The sequence below is a fragment of the Pleomorphochaeta naphthae genome (genome assembly GCF_055396005.1).
Genome location: NZ_AP042457.1, coordinates 412,154 through 430,694, shown reverse-complemented (window position 1 = coordinate 430,694; position 18,541 = coordinate 412,154). Strand labels below are relative to the sequence as shown.

The window sequence follows — 18,541 nt, the reverse complement described above, 5'->3', positions numbered from 1 at the left end:
TTAAAAATGAATATAATTATTACATCGAATAATTTTTGCAATAACTGTTAAAATTATCTCTTTGATATAAAGAATCAATTTTAATATATTTTATTAATTAAAAAGAATAATAATAAAACATTGTTGACTTTTCAAATATTATATTAGACAATCAACATTGTATACAATATTTAACAAACAACTTTGAGGGTTAGATGCAAAAATTATTATATTCTTTATCAATCATTATCATAGGGTTAATCATTGGGTATGTTATTCAAAGATTAACAATTAAAGGGATTATTAAAGTTGAAAAATCCTTATCAAAACAAAGGAGATTTCTTCAATCAATTGCTATTTTAGTTCTATTCCCAATATCTACTATAGGAGCACTTTGGGATTTTAACTTTGATAATCTAAGTTTTGCACTGCTACCAATAGTTGGTGTATTTGCACTATTAGTAGGCGGCTTCTCTTCCCTTCTTGTAACTAAAATTTTTAAATTTAACAAAAGGCAAGCTGGAGCATTTATTAGCTGTGGCGGTATGAGTAATATCGGATCAATTGGTGCTTTAATTGTTTTTGTTTTTCTCGGAGAAAAAGCTTTTGCTTTAGTTCAAATTTATAAACTATTTGAACAAATAATTTATTATACTCTATGGTTTCCTATTGCAAAAAGTTTTTCAGCTAATATTGATAATGATAAAACTAAAACGAAGTTAATAACTATAATTAAAGATCCTTATATTATAGTGGCTACTATCAGTATGATAATTGGATTAGTTTTAAACTTTTTACAAATTCCTAGACCTAATTTTTATAGTAAATTAAATGCATTTATAATTCCTTCTGGAAGTTTATTATTACTATCATCTATTGGAATGGCAATGAAATTTAGTAAAGTTAAAAATTATAAAAAAAGTTCAGTCTTAATTTCTATAATTAAATATATTATTGTCCCTTTAACAACTACTACTGTTGCATATTTATTAGGATTTGGTAATATCGATAACGGACTTCCTCTAAAAGTAATTCTTATTTTATCTTCGGTCCCCGTTGGTTTTATTGCCTTAGTGCCACCAAATCTTTACGATTTAGATTTAGACTTAGCTAATGCAGGTTGGCTTGTAACAACGGCTTTGCTTATTGTAGTTATACCATTGCAAATGTTAATTATATCTTTTATTTAGTTTCTAAGTTATTTATTAAGGGTAACCAAACCCAAACATTTACACCTTTAAAACTATGGAAGTTAATATTTTCAATTCCACACTTTCCATTATGTTTTTCAACTAAATTTTTTACAATTGAAAGGCCTAAGCCCGTTCCTGAATTAATTTTATCACGTGATTCTACTGCACTGTAAAAGGGGTCAAATAAATATGTGATATGTTTTTCTTCAATTAATTGACCTTCATTAATAAATTGAATCATAATCCCTTTATTTTTAATAAAGGATTTTACCATTAATTTTCCTTTATTAGGAGTATGTCTAATCGCATTACTTAGTATATTATTAAAAATCTGTCCTATTCTAACTTCATCTCCATAAAAACTAGTGGAGGGTAAAATATCTTTTGTTAGATTTATTTCTTTCCTTGATATTAATGGGTAGCTTTTTTCTAACGCTTTTTCTAAGACTATTATAATATCCATAGTTTTATAATTTAAAACAAATTCTGTAGATTCAGATTTTATTAGAAACAAAATATCTGTTACAAAATGATTTAATTTATCCGTTTCCTCTATTATTACAGAAGAAAACTCTTCTATATCTTTATTATTATTTACTAAACCTAATTTTAATGATTCTGCATAACCTCTTATCAAACCAATTGGTGTTTTAAATTCATGAGATACCCCAGCAAAAAATCTCTTTTGCAAAGCCATTTCAATCTTAAGTTTTTTATTTGATTCTTCTAATTCTTTAATTGCACAATCTAATTGAGATGAAATTACATTAATTCCATTTCCTAGAAGATTTACCTCATCTTTAGTATTTCCTTCATATTTATGTGAAAAATCTAAATTAGCAATATGTTCCACTATGGTTGTTATTTTCTTTATTGGCTTAATTACAGATTTTGCAGCAAATTTAGCTATAATTACAGAAAGTAAAATAGATAATAGTCCAATTATAATTAAAAATTGATTTGTGATTGCTGTTTGTTCTTCTAATTGTTCAACAGGTCTTGCAATTACCAAAACGTATGAAGACTTTAATGGAGCTACAAAAATTAAATCAAATTCTTTGTTTTGACTTAAATCACGATATACCTTTTCAAATAAAACGACTCCTTGCTTTATAGTATCTATATTTGAATTAATATAATCAAACTGTGCTTTGGGAAGTTCTAAAATAGGAGGATTATTATCTCTAGGAAAAGCAATAGGTTCTGGATGAAAATTAGGAGCAGAAGATAATACGATATTATATTTATCTTGGTTAGTTAATTCTAATATATAGAAAATAAAGCCTGTGGTTTTATCTTTTTCTCTCAATAGAGTTAAGATATCTAAATCAGGTTTTTCGAAACTTGTCGCTATATCTTGATATTCTTGGTAAAAAATCGACTTATTTTTCCTCACATAAAAATCATCTAAAAATAATGAATTAGCTATTATTATTAGCAATACTGCTAAACCTATAATTGATGCTATAATGATAGTTAATTTAGTAGATAAAGATTTGAAACCTCTATTTTTTGTCCAATTTGCTTTGATAAAAATACCCTCTTCCTCTAGCTGTTTTAATATGAGATGAAAAACTCCCTAATCTAGCTCTAAGACTTTTTACATGTGTATCCACAGTACGCGGATCTCCAAAATAATCCATGCCCCAAACATTATTTAAAATTTGTTCTCTCGATAGTACACAATCTCTATTATTTAATAAATATTTTAAAAGTAATACTTCTTTTGGGCTTAAAAAGGTTTCCTTGCCATTAACAATTACACAACCTTTATCATCTATAAATTCAAAGCCATTTTCTATGTAACTGCTAATTTTTCTCTTTTTTGTTCGCCTTAGAACACTATTAATTCTAGCAATCAATGTTTGTCTAGAAAAAGGTTTAGATATATAATCATCCGCCCCTAAGTTCAACCCTTCTACCTCATTTGCACTATCATCTAAAGCGGTTAACATTATTATGGGAATATCAGAGAACTTCCTAATTTGCTCACAAACCTCTTTTCCATTCATTTCAGGCAACATTATATCTAATAAAAGTAAGTCTACATCAATATTCGCCGCTAAATATTCTAAAGCCTTTTGACCGTTTTCAACAGTATCCACATTAAAGCCCGCTGTCTCTAAAAATACTTTAACTAGCTTTCTATAACGAGCCTCATCTTCTGCATATAATATCTTAAGCATTTATAACCTCTGCATTCTAGAATATCTTTTTTTCATATTTTATATATTATACATTTTATCTTCTACTTTATATTTATAATATTCATTTCAAAATTTTTCTATTGTTTACTAATATAGAAATTACTATTTATTATTATAAATTATTTCTCCAAATTTCATTACATAAGTTTTCTTTAGCAACACTAAAATACATAAATCTTCAAGTTATAAATAGAGTATTCATCACAAAGTTATCACAAACCTTCTTTATGATTTATCTTATTAAAAGTATGTATAGGAGTCAAAATGTATAATAGTAAAAATAAAATGAGATTTTACTTATTAGGATTATCAACTATTTTAATTCTTGGATTAACTAGTTGTGCAAATAGTAGTTCTACTGAGGAAAAAAAGGATTTGGAACATAGAGGAATTGAAAAACCTGAAAGGTTCCCATCTATTTCCACCCTTAGCTATCCTATAGTTGATACAAATCAGAGTCTATGTTACGACAATAGCCAGCTAATAGATCCACCATCAAAAGGAGAACCTTTTTACGGTCAAGATGCTCAATATACTTCAAATGTTCCAAGTTATACAGATAATGGAGATGGAACAATTAAAGATAATGTCACTGGCCTAATTTGGTCCCAAGATTTATCTCCTTACCCTATGACCTGGGAAGAGGCTCAATCTTATGTTGATTCTCTTAACACTGGAGGTAGAACTGATTGGCGACTTCCAACTATTAAAGAGTTATGGTCGATTAGAGATTTCTCACAAGGTTGGCCTTGGCTAGATACTAAATTCTTCCACCTAGTTGGGGATGGCTCACAAGGAGCTCAACAGCATACTTGGTCTAGCAACTACTACTTAGTAGATACTGATGAAGCTGTAAAAAATGTAGCATTTGTAGTTAATGATTGGACAGGCCATATTAAAGCACTTGATGGTAAAAGATATGTACGCGCTGTAAGTGGTAATATTTATGGTATTAATGAATTTAAGGATAATGGTGATGGAACAGTAACGGATGAAGCAACAAGTTTAATGTGGGCTAAAAATGATAGTGGTGAACCTATGACTTGGGAAGAAGCTTTAGCATATGCTGAAAATTCTACATATGCAGGCTATGATGATTGGCGTTTACCAAACGTTAAAGAGCTTCAAAGTATTGTGGATTACTCAGGAGTTTTCCCTGCTATTGATACTTCAGTATTTAATATTTCTCAAATAGTTAATGAAGCTGGAAATGATGATTATCCTTATTTCTGGACTAGTACTTCAAATCCATATATTGATCCTAATGACGAAGATGGCTATTGGTATGCTTGGTATGTAGCTTTTGGTTATGCAGTAGATCATAATGGAGAAGATATACATGGGGCAGGAGCTGTTAGATTTGATACAAAACATCCTGAAGGAGAAGACGGACCAGATGGAGAAAGATACTATAATTATGTTAGATTAGTGAGAGGGGGAAATGCTATAGAAACCCCAGAAGGTGGAAATAATGAAAGTACATCATTAAATATACCTTTCAATAATACTAGTGTAAATTCTAGATCTATGGGTAAAGGTGCCCCTTCAGGTGGTCCTTCAGGTGGCCCTTCAGGTGGACCTCAAATGCAAGGACAAGGTGCTCCTGATTTTGCCGCAGCAGCAGAAATATTAGGAATTTCAGAAGATGAACTTTTAGAAGCTTTTGGAGATCCAACCCAAGGTCCTCCTGATTTTAAAGCTATCGCTGACAAACTTGGTATTACAGTTGAAGAATTGATGGATGCTCTAAACCAATAATTAATATAAATAGCCTTAGCAAATTGCTAAGGCTTTCTCTTCATTAATTAAATTAATTGTTGTTGATAAAACTATTTTATTTTTTCATTTGCTCTTTAGCTTTTTCTAAAGTCTCTATTACCTTATCACACCAGTTATCGAATTCAGGATCTTCTACTTGAAGCTCCTTATGCTTCAAAATATATTCTACACATTCTTTTATCCCTTGATCAAATCTAATTTTAGCTGTAAATCCAGGTACTAATTGTTTTAATTTTGTATTATCAAATACAACACTATTTGCTTTATCACCAATTAAACCGCCTTTAAAATCATATGGTCCAACTGCATCCAAAAATGATGAAGATACATAATAAGGTTTTAGTTCAACATTTAAAGCATCTGAAATAGATTTATAAATTTGATTCCAGGTCAAAGTTTCGTCTGAAGTAATTTGAACAGCTTGACCTATTGCATGTATATTTCCTAGTAGACCTATAAAAGCTTGAGCAAAATCTTTACTTGATGTCATAGTCCATAAAGAAGTTCCATCTCCATGAATTATAACTTTTTTACCTTCTAACATTCTTTTTGCAACTTGCCAACTGCCCTTATGTCCATGAACTCCTAAAGGAATTGATCTATTACTGTAAGTATGACTTGGCCTAATTATCGTAATTGGAAAACCTTCTTCTCTATACAATTTCATCAAATAATCTTCACATTTTATCTTATTTCTTGAATACTCCCAATATGGATTAATCAAAGGGGTTGCTTCAGTTATTCTATAATCTGCTAAAGGTTTTTGATATGCTGATGCTGAACTTATAAATATATATTGCTTTGTTTTATCTTTAAATAATCGATAATCTCTTTCGATTGCTGAAGGTTCAAATGCTATAAAATCTGCTACTACATCAAAATTCAAGTCTTTTATAAGAGTTTTAACCTTGTCCTCATCATTTATGTCGCAAGTGAGATAAGTTACTCCTTTATCTTTCAATACATCATTTCTAGAACCTCTATTTAAAATATATAAATCAGTTTTTAATCCAATTAATTGTTTAGAAATTTCAGTACTAATTGTTCCTGTACCACCAATAAATAAAACTTTCATAAATTCACTCCTATTTTTTTAGAGATAAAATTATTTTAATTATAAACTTTATCTCAATGGGAAAGTTTGTTTCACTTATATAATTATAAGTTTTTATATTTTAATTATAGGACAATTTTCATGATAATACAAAATATAACTAGTTTTAAATCACCATTATCTCTAAATTAAATAAAATCTAATTTTGGATGGTTCTCTTTAATAAATAGAATTGCTTTTTTATGTCGTAATTCCCCATTAAGATTCTTATATTTATTATCAAATCGCTTTACACCTAAATAAAATAAAAACATCTGTATAAAAGCTTTTCTTGTTTTTCTTAATGAGCTTTTAAAAATTCTTTTTTGTCTTTTTCTGTTAAATTTACTTATATACTTCTTTTCGATAAAGATTTTAAAAAATGCAAAAATTGCAACAATGAGGGTGGTACTTAATAAATAAGAATAATGACCTACAAAAAAAGCTGTTACTTCATGAGATAACATTATAATAATAAATGATCCAATTATTTCTGAAACAGTTGTAATAGTCTGTGCCCCATTAAAAGACTTTGTACTTTTTTCTATTGCAGATGCAATTTTATATAACATCTTATTAGTCTCTTGTACTATCGTTTTTTCTTCTTTCTTTTCATCTTTAAGACAACCTAAAGCACCTTTAATTTCTGATTCAAAAACCTCAACAATTCTTTTATGAGAATAATCAAATACCCATTCCATATTATATTTATCTAAATCACTCTCAAAACCAACTAATTCATCAAATAACTCATCTACTAAATCAAGTTGAAGAACTTCCTCTTCTTCCTCAGTTAAATCTATATGTTTTATAATCTCATTTTTAATACTTTCCATCATTCTTTACCTTTAACAACTAGTGTAATTAATGTAATAAAAATATACAATAAATCATTTGCAATTTCAGTTAAATATAAAAACTTTAATAAATTTTTGCTACTCTACCAACCAATCCTGATTCTAGCCTAACTTTAATTCCATGGGGATGTCTACTTGAATTAGTTAATATATCTTTAACAATGCCATCTGTTAATTTACCACTGCGTTGATCTTGTTTTAAAATAACTGCGACTTTCAAACCAGCTTTAATATTACTTCTTATTTTTCCGTCCATAAATTACCTCTTATAAATAATATAGATTTTTTATTAAAGAATTAATATGATTTATTTATCTTTTTTTATATTAACAGTGATTCTTTTTATTCAAAATATTTCTAATTTTCTTTTTTTAATTTTCTTCACTACAAAAAAAGAGCACTAACTGTGCCCTTTTTTAATAATATTTTTTATTTATCTAATTATTATCTTCTCTAAACCGTGTTAAAAATTCTTTAGTTCTTTCACTTTTAGGATGATAAAATATATCACTAGAAGACCCTTCTTCTTCAATTTTACCATCAGCCATAAAAACAACATGAGATGAAATATCTCTAGCAAATGACATTTCATGTGTTACAACAAGCATTGTCATGCCCTCATTTGCTAAGGTTTTCATAACCTCTAAAACTTCGCCTACCATCTCAGGATCTAAAGCACTTGTTGGCTCATCAAATAAAAGAACCTCAGGTTCCATTGCCAAAGCTCTAGCAATTGCTACCCTTTGTTTTTGGCCTCCTGAAAGTTGAGCAGGCTTTGCATTTATATATGGAGCCATACCAACCTTTTCAAGATATTTCATAGCTTGTTTTTCAGCCTCTGCTTTATTTTTCTTTAAAACCTTTATCTGTCCTAACATACAATTACTTAAAACATTATGATTATTAAATAAATTAAAAGATTGGAATACCATACCAACTTTAGATCTATAAATATCTTCTCTCATTCCTCCATCATCAACTTTGTGACCATGAAAAATGACATCACCAGAAGTTGGAGTTTCGAGTAAATTAATACATCTAAGTAGTGTTGATTTCCCTGAACCAGAGGCCCCAATAATTGTTGTAACATCTCCTTTATTGACGGTGAAATCAATATCAGTAAGTACTACATTAGCACCAAAGGTTTTAGATAGATGTTGAACTTTTAATATCTCACCCATTATAGTCTCTCCCTTGTTGAAATTTGTGCTGCATTGAGGCCACTAGTATAAGCTAGAGTATCAGTTGTAGCTAAATCAAAGTTTGCAGGTCCATCCATTTTCTTTTCTAAATATCGCATAATCCTTGAACAAGTAAAGGTTAAAATGAAATAAATTATTAAGGTTACTGTTGCAGCTTCAAAATATGTATAAAGCGCTCCTGAAATACTTTTAAATGTAAAAAACAATTCGACTGTTCCAATAATAGATAATACACAAGTATCTTTAATATTAATTATTAAGTTATTTCCTATTTGTGGCATAATTAATCTAAGAGCTTGAGGAAGAATTATAGAAGTCATGGTTTGAAAGTGAGTCATACCAATGGCTTTTGCACCTTCTGTTTGACCAATATCTACTGATAGAATTCCTCCTCTAACTGTTTCTGCCATATATGCGCCAGTATTAATTGAGACAATCAGTATAGCAGCTTTCCACATCCCTAGATTAACTCCAAATAGTTGGCTTGCACCATAAAAAATGAATGCAGCCTGTAACATCATTGGTGTTCCTCTAAAGAACTCAACATAAATGGATAGGAGAGTTTTTACAAATTTGACTAAAATTTTAGTTAAAGGGTTTGTATTTTTTTTAAGCTCAATTGTCTGTACTATTCCAACCCCAAAACCAATTAAACAACCTAAAGCAGTACAAATTATGGCAATTGCCATTGTAACTCCGGCTCCTTTTAACAAGGAGACGCTATAGGTCTGCACGATATAAACCATGCGTTGAATAAAACTCATTTCAGCAATACTCATTATATTTTCTACCTATCCTTATTTATTATTTAGTTTGATAATGGTTGAACAGAAATAGCTTCAGCCATCATTTCGTTGTAATCATTTTCATCCATAGTAGCTAAAATTTCGTTGATAGCTTGTGTTAATTCAGGATTATTCTTTGATACAGAAACGCTGATATCGATATCTGATTGACTTAATACAAAATCATCACCTGAACCACTAAAGTTTAAAATCTTCATGTTTGGATATGCTACTAAAGCAGCTTGTGCTGTTGGCATATCTGTACAAATAAAGTCTACTCTTCCACTATTAAGTGCTACTAACATAGCTGGTGCTGACTCTTGAGCAGGTAAAATGTTTGCACCTTCAATTTGAGGTAAACAAGTATCATACCAAAGCGTACCTAATTGAGAAGTACAAGAAGCTCCACTTAAATCACTTAAACCTTTAGCCTCTGCATATTCGCTATCTGATAGTGTCATACAAACTACTGATGCATAATAATAAGGATCTGTAAAATCGACCATTTCTTTTCTAGCTGGTGTAGGAGATTGTCCTGCAATTACGCAATCAACAGTACCTGATTGTACAGCTGGTACTAATGAATCCCAATCTAATTTTACAATTTCTAGAGGACGTCCTAATTCTTCTGCAATAATTTTAGCCATCATAACATCATAACCAAAAGCATAATCATTTGAATCTGCAATTGGTACAGCTCCATTAGAATCATCTGCTTGTGTCCAGTTATATGGAGCATACCCACATTCCATTGCAACTCTTAAAGGTTGTACTGTATCTTCTGCTACAGCTTCTTCTTTTGAACCGCTAGCAAATAAACTTGTCACACTGAGTGCTACAACTAAAGCTAATAATAATGATTTTTTCATCGTTGTTCTCCCTTCTTGATTTAGTGGAGGTGTATGTGATTTTTTTCTTCCTCTCACCTTTTTTAAATATGAAATCAATATAACTTAGTGTTATAATTTTGTCAATAGTGTTATTAATTTAACATTTTGTTACAATAATGTTATTAATGTCAGAAAAAATGACAAAAGTGAATAAATTTAGGGTACAAATAGAGTTATTACTCAATTGTTTTTATATTAATTTACTTTATTATAAAAATATTTTTTTTTAATATTTTAATATTAAAATTACTTAGACAAAAATTTACGTATAAATCAATTTGTAATAATTTACATTTATCTTACTTTTTAAAGAACAATTTTTTTTTATTAACAATTTAATTTATCTATTTGAAACACATAATTTTCCTTCAAAATAGCTTCTTATGGGGGTAACCTAATTGACTTATTAAGTTGAAGTAATCATATTTGTTTACCATAATAGTCTTAGGGAATATATATATATTATTTTCTATTTAGGAGATTTTGATGACTGTTGAGTTTTTTAAGTTTGATGAGCAATCTGAAAAAAATAAAATTATAATATCTCAAATTTTATATGAATCTTTTGAAATGAAGTTTAAACCTTTGTTCAAAAAAATTTCAGTTTCTCAATCAATACAAATTATTAAAAGATGTTTAGCAAAAACTAGTGGTCTTTTAGCAAAAGAAGCTAATAAAATAATTGCTGTCGCTATTCTATCTTCAATAGATAGGCCATCATTAATTATTAAAAAGGATATAAAAAAGAAAATCGGCTTAATCTCTTATTACTTTTTTAAACAAATCTTTTATAGTGAGACTTTTAGTGATAATACCACTATAAAAATTGAATTTCTTGCTGTAAAAAAAGGTATTCGTGGGAAAGGTGTTGGCTCTATTATGCTAAGTGAAATTATTAAATATTCAAGAAAAAATGGATTCAAAAGAATCCTTTTAGATGTTGTTGATACTAACCCAAGAGCTAAAATGCTATATACAAGAATAGGCTTTAAAACAATCAAAAAACATTACTCTGGGATTTTTACAAAGCCCTTTGACTTTAGCAGTTATGATGTAATGAGTTTGAATATAAACAAAAAATATAAATCTATTCCTATTTAAAAGTTTTATTGTAATAACTGACAAAGCAGTATTACAATAAGATTAATTATCCTTGTTAGGGAAATTACCTAAAAAGAGTTGAGATAACTTAACAGACAATACAGACCCCACACATATCAGTTGATCTAAATATTCCTCAGGTTTTATAACTGGATAATTCGTTAACCATCTTAAAAATGAAGAAACTAAAAAGTCGGAAAAAGAATTTGCAACTACTTCAAGTTCACTTTCATATTCTTCTGTTACCACAAGTTCAGCAACTATAGGAGAAATTACACTCCCAAAATAATCTCTTAGACTGTGAGGCCCCATTTCTTGAAAAGCTTTCTTATAAAAATTTTGGTTATTATAAATACAAGTTAAAAAAAATAATGCACCATCATATGAATAAATTGTACCAAATTTTTTATATGTTAAATCGACAACTTCTTCTTTGAAAATCCAAATTAATAATTCATATTTATCACCAAAATGGTAATAAAATGTTTTCCTATTTATATTACAATCTCTGCAGATATCTGAAACAGAAATTTTACTTATTGATTTGGAATCTAATAATTTTTTCATAGAATTAGCAATTGCAGTCTTTGTCAATAGATTATTTGCCATAAGAACACCTCTCCTCGAAAAATTAATTTCTTAAATATTATTTTAGAGAAAATTCAGCACTTAGATAAAAAGCTCCAACTACATAAGAATTCTTTGATAAAGGCTTTTGCAATATATTTTTACTATATATTATATCTAAGTTTCCTAAAACTGTATCAATTGTAGAAACGAAACAAGGATTTTTCCCAAAACTATATTCTTTTGTTTCAATAACTTTTGCTGCTATTAAATTAAATAATATATTTTCTTGATATCTTTTTTTAGATTCTTCATCCAATCCTTCTTCTAAACTTCTAATATAAAAATATGGTAAAACAGATTTGTCTTTAAGTAAAGCTTCTTTTACTGCTTCTTCATATGCGGCTCTACTCTCATATACTTCAAGAGATGAGGGGAAGGCACATAATTGAAGAGATACTTCACTTTCTGTATTCATCTCACCCTTAACTAACCCCGCATGTAATAGATTTGCGATAAAGGCAGTTTTATCATCTAGTGACGAAAATAAAACTGTAGGAAGTTCTATAGTTTGTCCAAGACTAATTACAGGTTTTGCTATGAATTTATTTGAATTAATTAAATGTGAATCAACTCCAACAAAATCATAATCTTCACTATCTTTATTAATACGTGCAACCAGTTCTAACCCACCTTTAAAAAAATATGTTTTATAATCATAATCTTCCCCAGCGATTTTATCTGTTTTTGAAAATAAATCAATTATATCGTTTTGGTTATGTGAAAGTTCACTCAACCCTAAACTGTCTAAAAAAAATGCCATTTTTTCCTCCAATATAACTTATATTAACAAGTATTCTACTTGATGAAAAGGCTAATCCCTAATAATATAGGTTTCATGCGTGATGAATTAACTAAAAAGGAGGGCTTTTTAGATGGCTTTCCTATTTTTCTTGGATATTTTTCAACTGCTATTGCTTTTGGATTAGTTTGTAGAAATGTAAATATCAACTTTTTAAATAGCACTTTAATTAGTCTCACTAATTTTGCTGGAAGTGGACAATTTTTAATGGTAAATCTCATTTCTAATGGGGCATTACTGTTTGAATTATTTATTTCAGTTTTACTTATTAATTTAAGATACCTTTTTATGGGAGCATCACTTAATCAAAAGTTACCAAAAGATATTAATATTTTTGAAAAAATTATAATTGCTTTTTCAACAACTGATGAAATTTTTTCGGTTGCTATTTTAAAAACTAAGCCTTTAAACTTTCCCTATTTATTCTCATTAGAATTAACTAGTTATACTGGATGGGTTTTAGGAACAATGGTTGGATACTTAATTGGTGTTGCACTCCCTCATAACTTACAACTTGCCCTATCAATCACTCTATATGCAATGTTTGCTTCACTATGGGGATGTGAAACTAGAAAAGGTGGCTTTAATATTATAGTTATTGGCGCTCTCTCCGCTATAATTAATTCTATCCTTATTTTAATTTTCCATCTTGCAATAGGTTGGTCTTTTGTAATTGCAATGCTAGGAGCAACTATTATTGGATCTTTCCTAATTGGAGATGATAATGAATAATATACACTTACCTATGATATTAATTGTACTTGTTGGCTCTGTTGCTACAATGATTCCTCGCTTTCTTCCTTATTTTACTCCTTTAATAAAAAAAATACCAAAAGTTATTACTGATAAACTTAAAATCTTACCTATAGCTGCTTTAGGAGCTTTAATCTTCCCTTTTTCAATATTAGATTTCAATCCTGCTTGGGTTGCTTCTCTTGTCGGAGTTGCTATAGCCTTCCTATTGGGTTATTTAAAATTTAACATGATTGTTTCTATCCTCTTTAGTGTAATTGCAACTTATTTGCTTCTAATGATATTATAAAAATATGTTTGATTTCCATCGCCATTTTACACAATCTAAATCTATTGAAAGTGCTTTGTATGCTACTTCAGCTTTGACTGAATGGGATAATATAGCACCTTACATAAGTTATGGGCTTTTAGCTAACAATTTTAATGTCACAATAGATGAATTTAAAATAATTTTGGAAAATAAACTTAAACAAAACCCTTTAGCCCATATTGGTGAAATCGGTCTTGATAGTAGATTTGATAATATGGATCAGCAAATTAAATTCTTTCAAGTTGCAATTGATTTAGCCTTTAATTATGAAAGGATTTTAACTATCCATATAGTTAATTCCAATCAACTATTAATTGATATTTTAAAAGATAATAAAAATCACTTACCCACTCACATTATTTACCATGGCTATAACAAAAGTGTTGATTTTGCTAAGCAACTTAAAAAATATAATATTACAGTCAGCATAAATCCAAAAGTAGAAAAAACTAAGTTAATAAAAAATATAAAACAACTTGATAAAATCGGCTTTTTATTAGAAAGTGATTGGGACTGTGAAACCGATGATAATTATAAGTTATATTTTGAATCTTTTACAACAAAAATAGAAGCTCTTGGAGCTAGTAGATATAAGGATATAAACAATGAGTTCAGAACAATTCTTAAGAATTTCTAGATTAATTGGTGAAAATAAAGTTAATGAGTTACATAATAAAAGAGTTGCTATTGTAGGTATGGGAGCTGTTGGAAGTTTATGTTTAGAATCACTTGCAAGAAGTGGTGTTGGATTTTTTCGCTTAATCGATTTTGATGTTGTTGGGGTTACAAACATTAACCGTCAAATCTTAGCAACTTGGGATACTCTTGGTAAAATTAAAGTTGAGGTTGCAAAAGAAAGAGTTTTATCTATTAATCCCAATTGTGAAGTTGAAGCTATCCAAAGTTTCTTTAGTGAAGATTCAGCTTCTTCCTTAATTGATGATACTTTTGACTTAGTAATAGATGCAATTGATTCATTAAATCCTAAATGTGCCCTTTTATCATATTGCTATTTAAATAATATTAGAGTAGTAAGTTCTATGGGTGCAGCTTTAAGGAGAGATCCTTCTCTGGTTCAAACAGGAGATTTGTTTGAAACCTATGGCTGTCCTTTAGCTAAGTTAGTTAGAAAGAGATTAAGAAGACGTGGTGTTGAAAGTGGAATTAAAGTTGTTTTCTCTCCAGAAATTCCTAGATATGAATATAGGAATCCTGAAGAAGAGGAACACTCTGACTTTAATGAGCAAATTTTAGAGAGAGGCCGTAAAAGAAATGTCCTAGGATCCCTTCCTACTTTAACTGGTATATTCGCCTTAAATTTAGCTCATCTTGCCTTGCAAGAGTTATTAGGAAAACAGGAATTTATTGGTGAACCTGCTTTTGACTCTAAAGAAAAATTTATGAATTATAAACAACTAAACAAAAATTAATTCGTTAAATGAAGGTGGATAGTGAAAATTTGGCATTTCACTATCTACATCAAATAAAGCAAAATAATGGGGACTAGCTAATTTGTCTCCACATTTATAAAAATTTGCTTTTATTTTGTAATTTTTTATATTCTCATTACTACCTATAAGCTTCCACTGATCAAGATCTAAACTCATATTTAATTTCCAATGGGAGCTTTTTTTTGTTTCATCTAAAATAATAATTTCTCTATCGATTTTCTCTATAATAGACTCATCAACTAATCGCCTATTGTTTCTTGAAGAACCTCTTCCAACAAGCATATGAGAAGATGCACTTATCTCAAAATTATAATATTCATCGCTATTTGGAATTTGTATGAAACATTCAACACAACTATCTTCATAAACTCTATCATTATTATGTGTTGAACATTTTCTTATTTCATTTTCAAAAATATCAAAATCTACAATTAAACTTCTCTTCTCATATGAAAAATTCACTTTAACAATCGTATCAAAATCGTCTATCCATTGAGATTTTAATTTATGATATATTCTTTTGGTAGTCTCTTCTTTCTCAAAGATTTGTATTTGATCCATTAAATCCCTCTAAATAATATCTTAAAGTATTTTTATATTTATTTCATAAAAAACTCAAGCAAATTAATAGAAAAACTATTTTATATATGTGAAGCCGTATAAAAGTAAAAAATGCTTTTATTTTATAGTAGGGTTTAATCAAATAAACCCTACTTTTATCAAATAACTAGGAGTAGATTTATGAAACTGTTACAAAAATCTAAATTTATTATTTATGTTTTATTCACTTTATTATTATCTATCTGTTTTTTATCTTGTACAAATGAAGAAGCCTCTTCGTTAATTGATTTAACTGTAGATTTAAACACTAAAGCTAAAACAAATTCTTCTAGGGATTTTAGCCCAAGCGATGATGAACTTACTGTATTCAAATTCAAAATCGATGGTGTAGGACCTGATGATAACACATTTAGTGTTGAAACAACTGAGAGTTCTACTACTTTAAAAAATCTAATAAAAGGTAAATGGGAAATTTCTGTTGTTGGTTATAATATAAATGATGAAATAATTGTTGAAGGTAGTGGTACATATTATCTTTTCAATTCAAAATCTGTTGTTAATATAACACTTGATTATATTGAAGGTACTGGTAACTTCGTTTTAGATCTATATTGGAATCCTGATCAAACAGAAATAGATACTGTTAGCGTTCTAACTGATTATTACAAATTAGAAAATAATGAATTAACTCCTTATATTGTAGCAGACAATTTTCATTTTAATTGCGAAGAAGGAACTGTAAGAGTTACAACTCCTCTTGAAGCTGGAAGTTATATTTTAACTTCAAAATTAATGAACGGAACTACAGAAATATCTGGATTTGCAGAGCAAATTAGAATATTAGCAAATCATACAACTACTGCAAGTAATACTTTTATAATAGGTGATACTCAAGTTGATTATGGAATATATTTTTATTGCAACACATATTTGCCAATCACTGGTGTAATTACATCATCTCCTGAGATTATCGTTGAAGGAGAAAATATAACTTTAACCTTCACTCCTACAGATCTTCCTGAAGGTTATACATCTGATCAAATAAAATATAGTTGGTATTTAGAAGGTGATTTAATTGAAAATGAAAACAACAATGTTTTAACAATTGAACCACTTAAGGGTAAACATAGATATGATTTATTTGCTTATATCGATGGTATTGAAGAAACATTGGGAAGTGCAACCATTTTTGTAACCTATGATTAAGAGTTAACCCAAAGTCTACCACTTTTATTGACAAATAGTGAAAAGGTATTCATATTGTTTATATGAAAAAAGAAAATCCAACAATTCTGATGGAAATCCCTATAAAATGTGGCTTTCCATCTCCAGCTGCAGATAGTAGAGAAAACCCTTTAGATTTTAATGAGTTATTATTAAAACATAGAGCTTCAACTTATTGTCTTAAAGCTAGTGGAGACAGTCTCGAAAAAAGTGGAATTCTTGATGGAGATATTTTAGTAGTAGATAAAAGTATAACAGCAAAAAACAATGACTTAGTTATTGCTGAATATGAAGGTGAATTTACTGCAAAACGTTTGAAAATTAAAGGGGAAAAAGTATATTTACACCCTGAAAACAATAAATTTGAAGATATTGAAATAACTAACTTAGATAGTTTTTCTCTATTTGGAGTTATAACTGCAGTTGTAAGGACTCTTAGATGATGGTAGGCTTATGTGATTGCAATAATTTCTATGCATCATGTGAAAGACTATTTAGGCCTGATTTAAAAAACACACCTATTGTTATCCTCTCAAATAATGATGGGTGTGTGATAGCATTATCTAATGAGGCTAAATTATTAGGTATAAAAAGAGGCATGCCATATTTTAAATGTGAAGGACTCCTCGAAGAGAAAAAAGTTGCAGTATTTTCTTCAAATTATACTTTGTATCAAGATATTTCTGATAGAGTTATGGAATGTTTAAAAGATCTTGTTGGAATAATAACCCCATATTCCATTGATGAAGCCTTTTTTAAAATGCCAAAAAATTTAACTGCTCAAGAAATTAGAGATAAAATTTCTAAAAACGTTGGAATTCCTGTTTCAATAGGAGTTGCAAGAACTAAAACTTTAGCTAAAATAGCTAACCATATTGGAAAAAATTTAAATTCCAATTCATTGTACCTGAAAAAAGAATGGGAGAAAAAAGCTTTATATAAAACCCCAGTTGAAGATATTTGGGGAATCGGTAGAAGTAAAGCTAGGTTCTTACATTCTCATAAAATTTATACGGCTTTAGATTTAATTCAACAAAACGAATTGTGGATTAGAAAGAACCTAAGTGTTACTACTTTAGAAACTGTAAAAGAACTAAAAGGGATCCCTGCAATAAGCATTGAAAATTCTCAGACAAAAAATCTTTGTAGTGGCATAACATTCTCACATGTTAGAACATCTTATGAGGAACTTTTAGAAGCAATTTCCTGCCATTGCACAATCCTAGGAGAAAAATTAATTGATAAAGATTTAGTAACAAGTTCTATAAGTTTAAACATTTTTACAAATAGATTTGAAGAAGATTATATTGCTCCAGTTTCAACAATTTATTTAGAAGAGCCTACAAACTATATCCCGAATTTAATTGAAGCAAGTAAAAAACTTCTGAAAAAAATATATAAAGAAAATAAATATAAGGGGTGTAGAGTTTGGGCTAATGATTTAACAAAAGCTGGTTATAGGCAACTTGAATTATTTAAAAGTGAAAACCATAACGCTCTTTTAAAAAAACAAGATACATTAGCACAAGTTGTAAATGATATAACACAAGTCTATGGTAGAACAAAAATTTCTAGCGGAGCTACAAATAATCTAGTAAAAAATAATCTTCAAAAAAGAGAAAAGCTCTCTCCTGCTTATACAACAAAATGGGAAGATTTGCCTATAGTTAAAATATAATTATCCTAATAAGTTATAATTTTGTAACATATTTCTTTAAAACTGAAAA

The 18,541-nt window shown here is 28.9% G+C and carries 21 protein-coding genes; 10 read left to right on the top strand and 11 right to left on the bottom strand.

The features are described 5' to 3' along the window. Positions 1–194 precede the first annotated feature (194 nt). Positions 195–1,169 carry an AEC family transporter gene (locus tag ACZ5SO_RS02020; protein ID WP_464626436.1) on the top strand — a complete coding sequence of 325 codons (975 nt, stop codon included), beginning with the start codon at positions 195–197 and terminating at the stop codon, positions 1,167–1,169. Here ACZ5SO_RS02020 and ACZ5SO_RS02015 read toward each other — a convergent pair. Both ACZ5SO_RS02015 and ACZ5SO_RS02010 read right to left on the bottom strand, forming a co-directional pair. Next, positions 1,162–2,568 carry a sensor histidine kinase gene (locus tag ACZ5SO_RS02015; protein WP_464626435.1) on the bottom strand — a complete coding sequence of 469 codons (1,407 nt, stop codon included), beginning with the start codon at positions 2,566–2,568 and terminating at the stop codon, positions 1,162–1,164. The two genes, ACZ5SO_RS02020 and ACZ5SO_RS02015, sit on opposite strands and share 8 nt — an antisense overlap. A gap of 109 nt (positions 2,569–2,677) precedes the next feature. Then, positions 2,678–3,358, bottom strand: coding sequence for a response regulator transcription factor (locus ACZ5SO_RS02010; protein ID WP_464626434.1), 681 nt, complete (start codon positions 3,356–3,358; stop codon positions 2,678–2,680). 285 nt (positions 3,359–3,643) lie between these two features. Between ACZ5SO_RS02010 and ACZ5SO_RS02005 the strand changes: the two genes are divergently transcribed. After that, on the top strand, positions 3,644–5,137 hold the full coding sequence (locus ACZ5SO_RS02005) for an Lcl C-terminal domain-containing protein (RefSeq protein WP_464626432.1): 1,494 nt from the start codon (positions 3,644–3,646) through the stop codon (positions 5,135–5,137). 76 nt (positions 5,138–5,213) lie between these two features. On the opposite strand, the gene ACZ5SO_RS02000 is transcribed toward ACZ5SO_RS02005, so the two are convergent. From ACZ5SO_RS02000 to ACZ5SO_RS01975, 6 genes are all read right to left on the bottom strand, one after another. After that, on the bottom strand, positions 5,214–6,233 hold the full coding sequence (locus ACZ5SO_RS02000; RefSeq protein ID WP_464626431.1) for an SDR family oxidoreductase: 1,020 nt from the start codon (positions 6,231–6,233) through the stop codon (positions 5,214–5,216). Positions 6,234–6,400: 167 nt separating this feature from the next. Then, positions 6,401–7,090: a hypothetical protein gene (locus tag ACZ5SO_RS01995; RefSeq protein WP_464626429.1), complete on the bottom strand. Its 690-nt coding sequence runs from the start codon at positions 7,088–7,090 to the stop codon at positions 6,401–6,403. Between the two features lie 82 nt (positions 7,091–7,172). Then, positions 7,173–7,364: a YwbE family protein gene (locus tag ACZ5SO_RS01990; protein ID WP_464626427.1), complete on the bottom strand. Its 192-nt coding sequence runs from the start codon at positions 7,362–7,364 to the stop codon at positions 7,173–7,175. A gap of 181 nt (positions 7,365–7,545) precedes the next feature. Next, positions 7,546–8,289: an amino acid ABC transporter ATP-binding protein gene (locus ACZ5SO_RS01985; protein ID WP_464626425.1), complete on the bottom strand. Its 744-nt coding sequence runs from the start codon at positions 8,287–8,289 to the stop codon at positions 7,546–7,548. Next, a complete protein-coding gene (locus tag ACZ5SO_RS01980) occupies positions 8,289–9,089 on the bottom strand; it encodes an amino acid ABC transporter permease (protein WP_464626423.1) in 801 nt (266 codons plus the stop codon). The genes ACZ5SO_RS01985 and ACZ5SO_RS01980 overlap by 1 nt, the downstream gene beginning before the upstream one ends. Positions 9,090–9,118: 29 nt before the next feature. After that, entirely contained in the window at positions 9,119–9,964 is an 846-nt protein-coding gene (locus ACZ5SO_RS01975; RefSeq protein ID WP_464626422.1) for a transporter substrate-binding domain-containing protein, read from the bottom strand. 507 nt (positions 9,965–10,471) lie between these two features. On the opposite strand from ACZ5SO_RS01975, the gene ACZ5SO_RS01970 reads away from it, so the two are divergent. After that, positions 10,472–11,086 carry a GNAT family N-acetyltransferase gene (locus ACZ5SO_RS01970; RefSeq protein WP_464626421.1) on the top strand — a complete coding sequence of 205 codons (615 nt, stop codon included), beginning with the start codon at positions 10,472–10,474 and terminating at the stop codon, positions 11,084–11,086. Positions 11,087–11,128: 42 nt separating this feature from the next. On the opposite strand, the gene ACZ5SO_RS01965 is transcribed toward ACZ5SO_RS01970, so the two are convergent. Continuing rightward, positions 11,129–11,695 (bottom strand): TetR/AcrR family transcriptional regulator C-terminal domain-containing protein, encoded by a 567-nt coding sequence (locus tag ACZ5SO_RS01965; protein ID WP_464626420.1) that lies wholly within the window; start codon positions 11,693–11,695, stop codon positions 11,129–11,131. Positions 11,696–11,732: 37 nt separating this feature from the next. Then, entirely contained in the window at positions 11,733–12,476 is a 744-nt protein-coding gene (locus ACZ5SO_RS01960) for a hypothetical protein (protein WP_464626419.1), read from the bottom strand. Positions 12,477–12,551: 75 nt separating this feature from the next. On the opposite strand from ACZ5SO_RS01960, the gene ACZ5SO_RS01955 reads away from it, so the two are divergent. From ACZ5SO_RS01955 to ACZ5SO_RS01940, 4 genes are read left to right on the top strand one after another with little or no spacing between them, the layout of a single operon-like run. Next, positions 12,552–13,247, top strand: coding sequence for an AzlC family ABC transporter permease (locus ACZ5SO_RS01955; protein ID WP_464626417.1), 696 nt, complete (start codon positions 12,552–12,554; stop codon positions 13,245–13,247). Continuing rightward, a complete protein-coding gene (locus tag ACZ5SO_RS01950) occupies positions 13,240–13,557 on the top strand; it encodes an AzlD domain-containing protein (RefSeq protein WP_464626416.1) in 318 nt (105 codons plus the stop codon). Before ACZ5SO_RS01955 ends, ACZ5SO_RS01950 begins: the two co-directional genes overlap by 8 nt. A 4-nt stretch (positions 13,558–13,561) precedes the next feature. Then, positions 13,562–14,215: a TatD family hydrolase gene (locus ACZ5SO_RS01945; RefSeq protein ID WP_464626414.1), complete on the top strand. Its 654-nt coding sequence runs from the start codon at positions 13,562–13,564 to the stop codon at positions 14,213–14,215. Next, positions 14,184–15,008: a tRNA threonylcarbamoyladenosine dehydratase gene (locus tag ACZ5SO_RS01940; protein WP_464626413.1), complete on the top strand. Its 825-nt coding sequence runs from the start codon at positions 14,184–14,186 to the stop codon at positions 15,006–15,008. The genes ACZ5SO_RS01945 and ACZ5SO_RS01940 overlap by 32 nt, the downstream gene beginning before the upstream one ends. Here the strand turns inward: ACZ5SO_RS01940 and ACZ5SO_RS01935 are convergent. Next, positions 14,994–15,590 carry a carbohydrate-binding family 9-like protein gene (locus tag ACZ5SO_RS01935; protein WP_464626412.1) on the bottom strand — a complete coding sequence of 199 codons (597 nt, stop codon included), beginning with the start codon at positions 15,588–15,590 and terminating at the stop codon, positions 14,994–14,996. The two genes, ACZ5SO_RS01940 and ACZ5SO_RS01935, sit on opposite strands and share 15 nt — an antisense overlap. 180 nt (positions 15,591–15,770) lie before the next feature. Here ACZ5SO_RS01935 and ACZ5SO_RS01930 point away from each other — a divergent pair, with 180 nt between their 5' ends. The 3 genes from ACZ5SO_RS01930 (at position 15,771) to ACZ5SO_RS01920 (ending at position 18,492) form a co-directional block, all read left to right on the top strand. Further along, positions 15,771–16,796, top strand: a complete 1,026-nt coding sequence (locus ACZ5SO_RS01930; protein ID WP_464626411.1) for a hypothetical protein — start codon at positions 15,771–15,773, stop codon at positions 16,794–16,796. A gap of 62 nt (positions 16,797–16,858) precedes the next feature. After that, entirely contained in the window at positions 16,859–17,257 is a 399-nt protein-coding gene (locus tag ACZ5SO_RS01925) for a LexA family protein (protein ID WP_464626410.1), read from the top strand. Continuing rightward, the gene (locus ACZ5SO_RS01920; RefSeq protein ID WP_464626409.1) at positions 17,254–18,492 is read left to right on the top strand and encodes a Y-family DNA polymerase; all 1,239 of its coding nucleotides are present in this window, start codon (positions 17,254–17,256) and stop codon (positions 18,490–18,492) included. Before ACZ5SO_RS01925 ends, ACZ5SO_RS01920 begins: the two co-directional genes overlap by 4 nt. Positions 18,493–18,541: the final 49 nt, after the last annotated feature.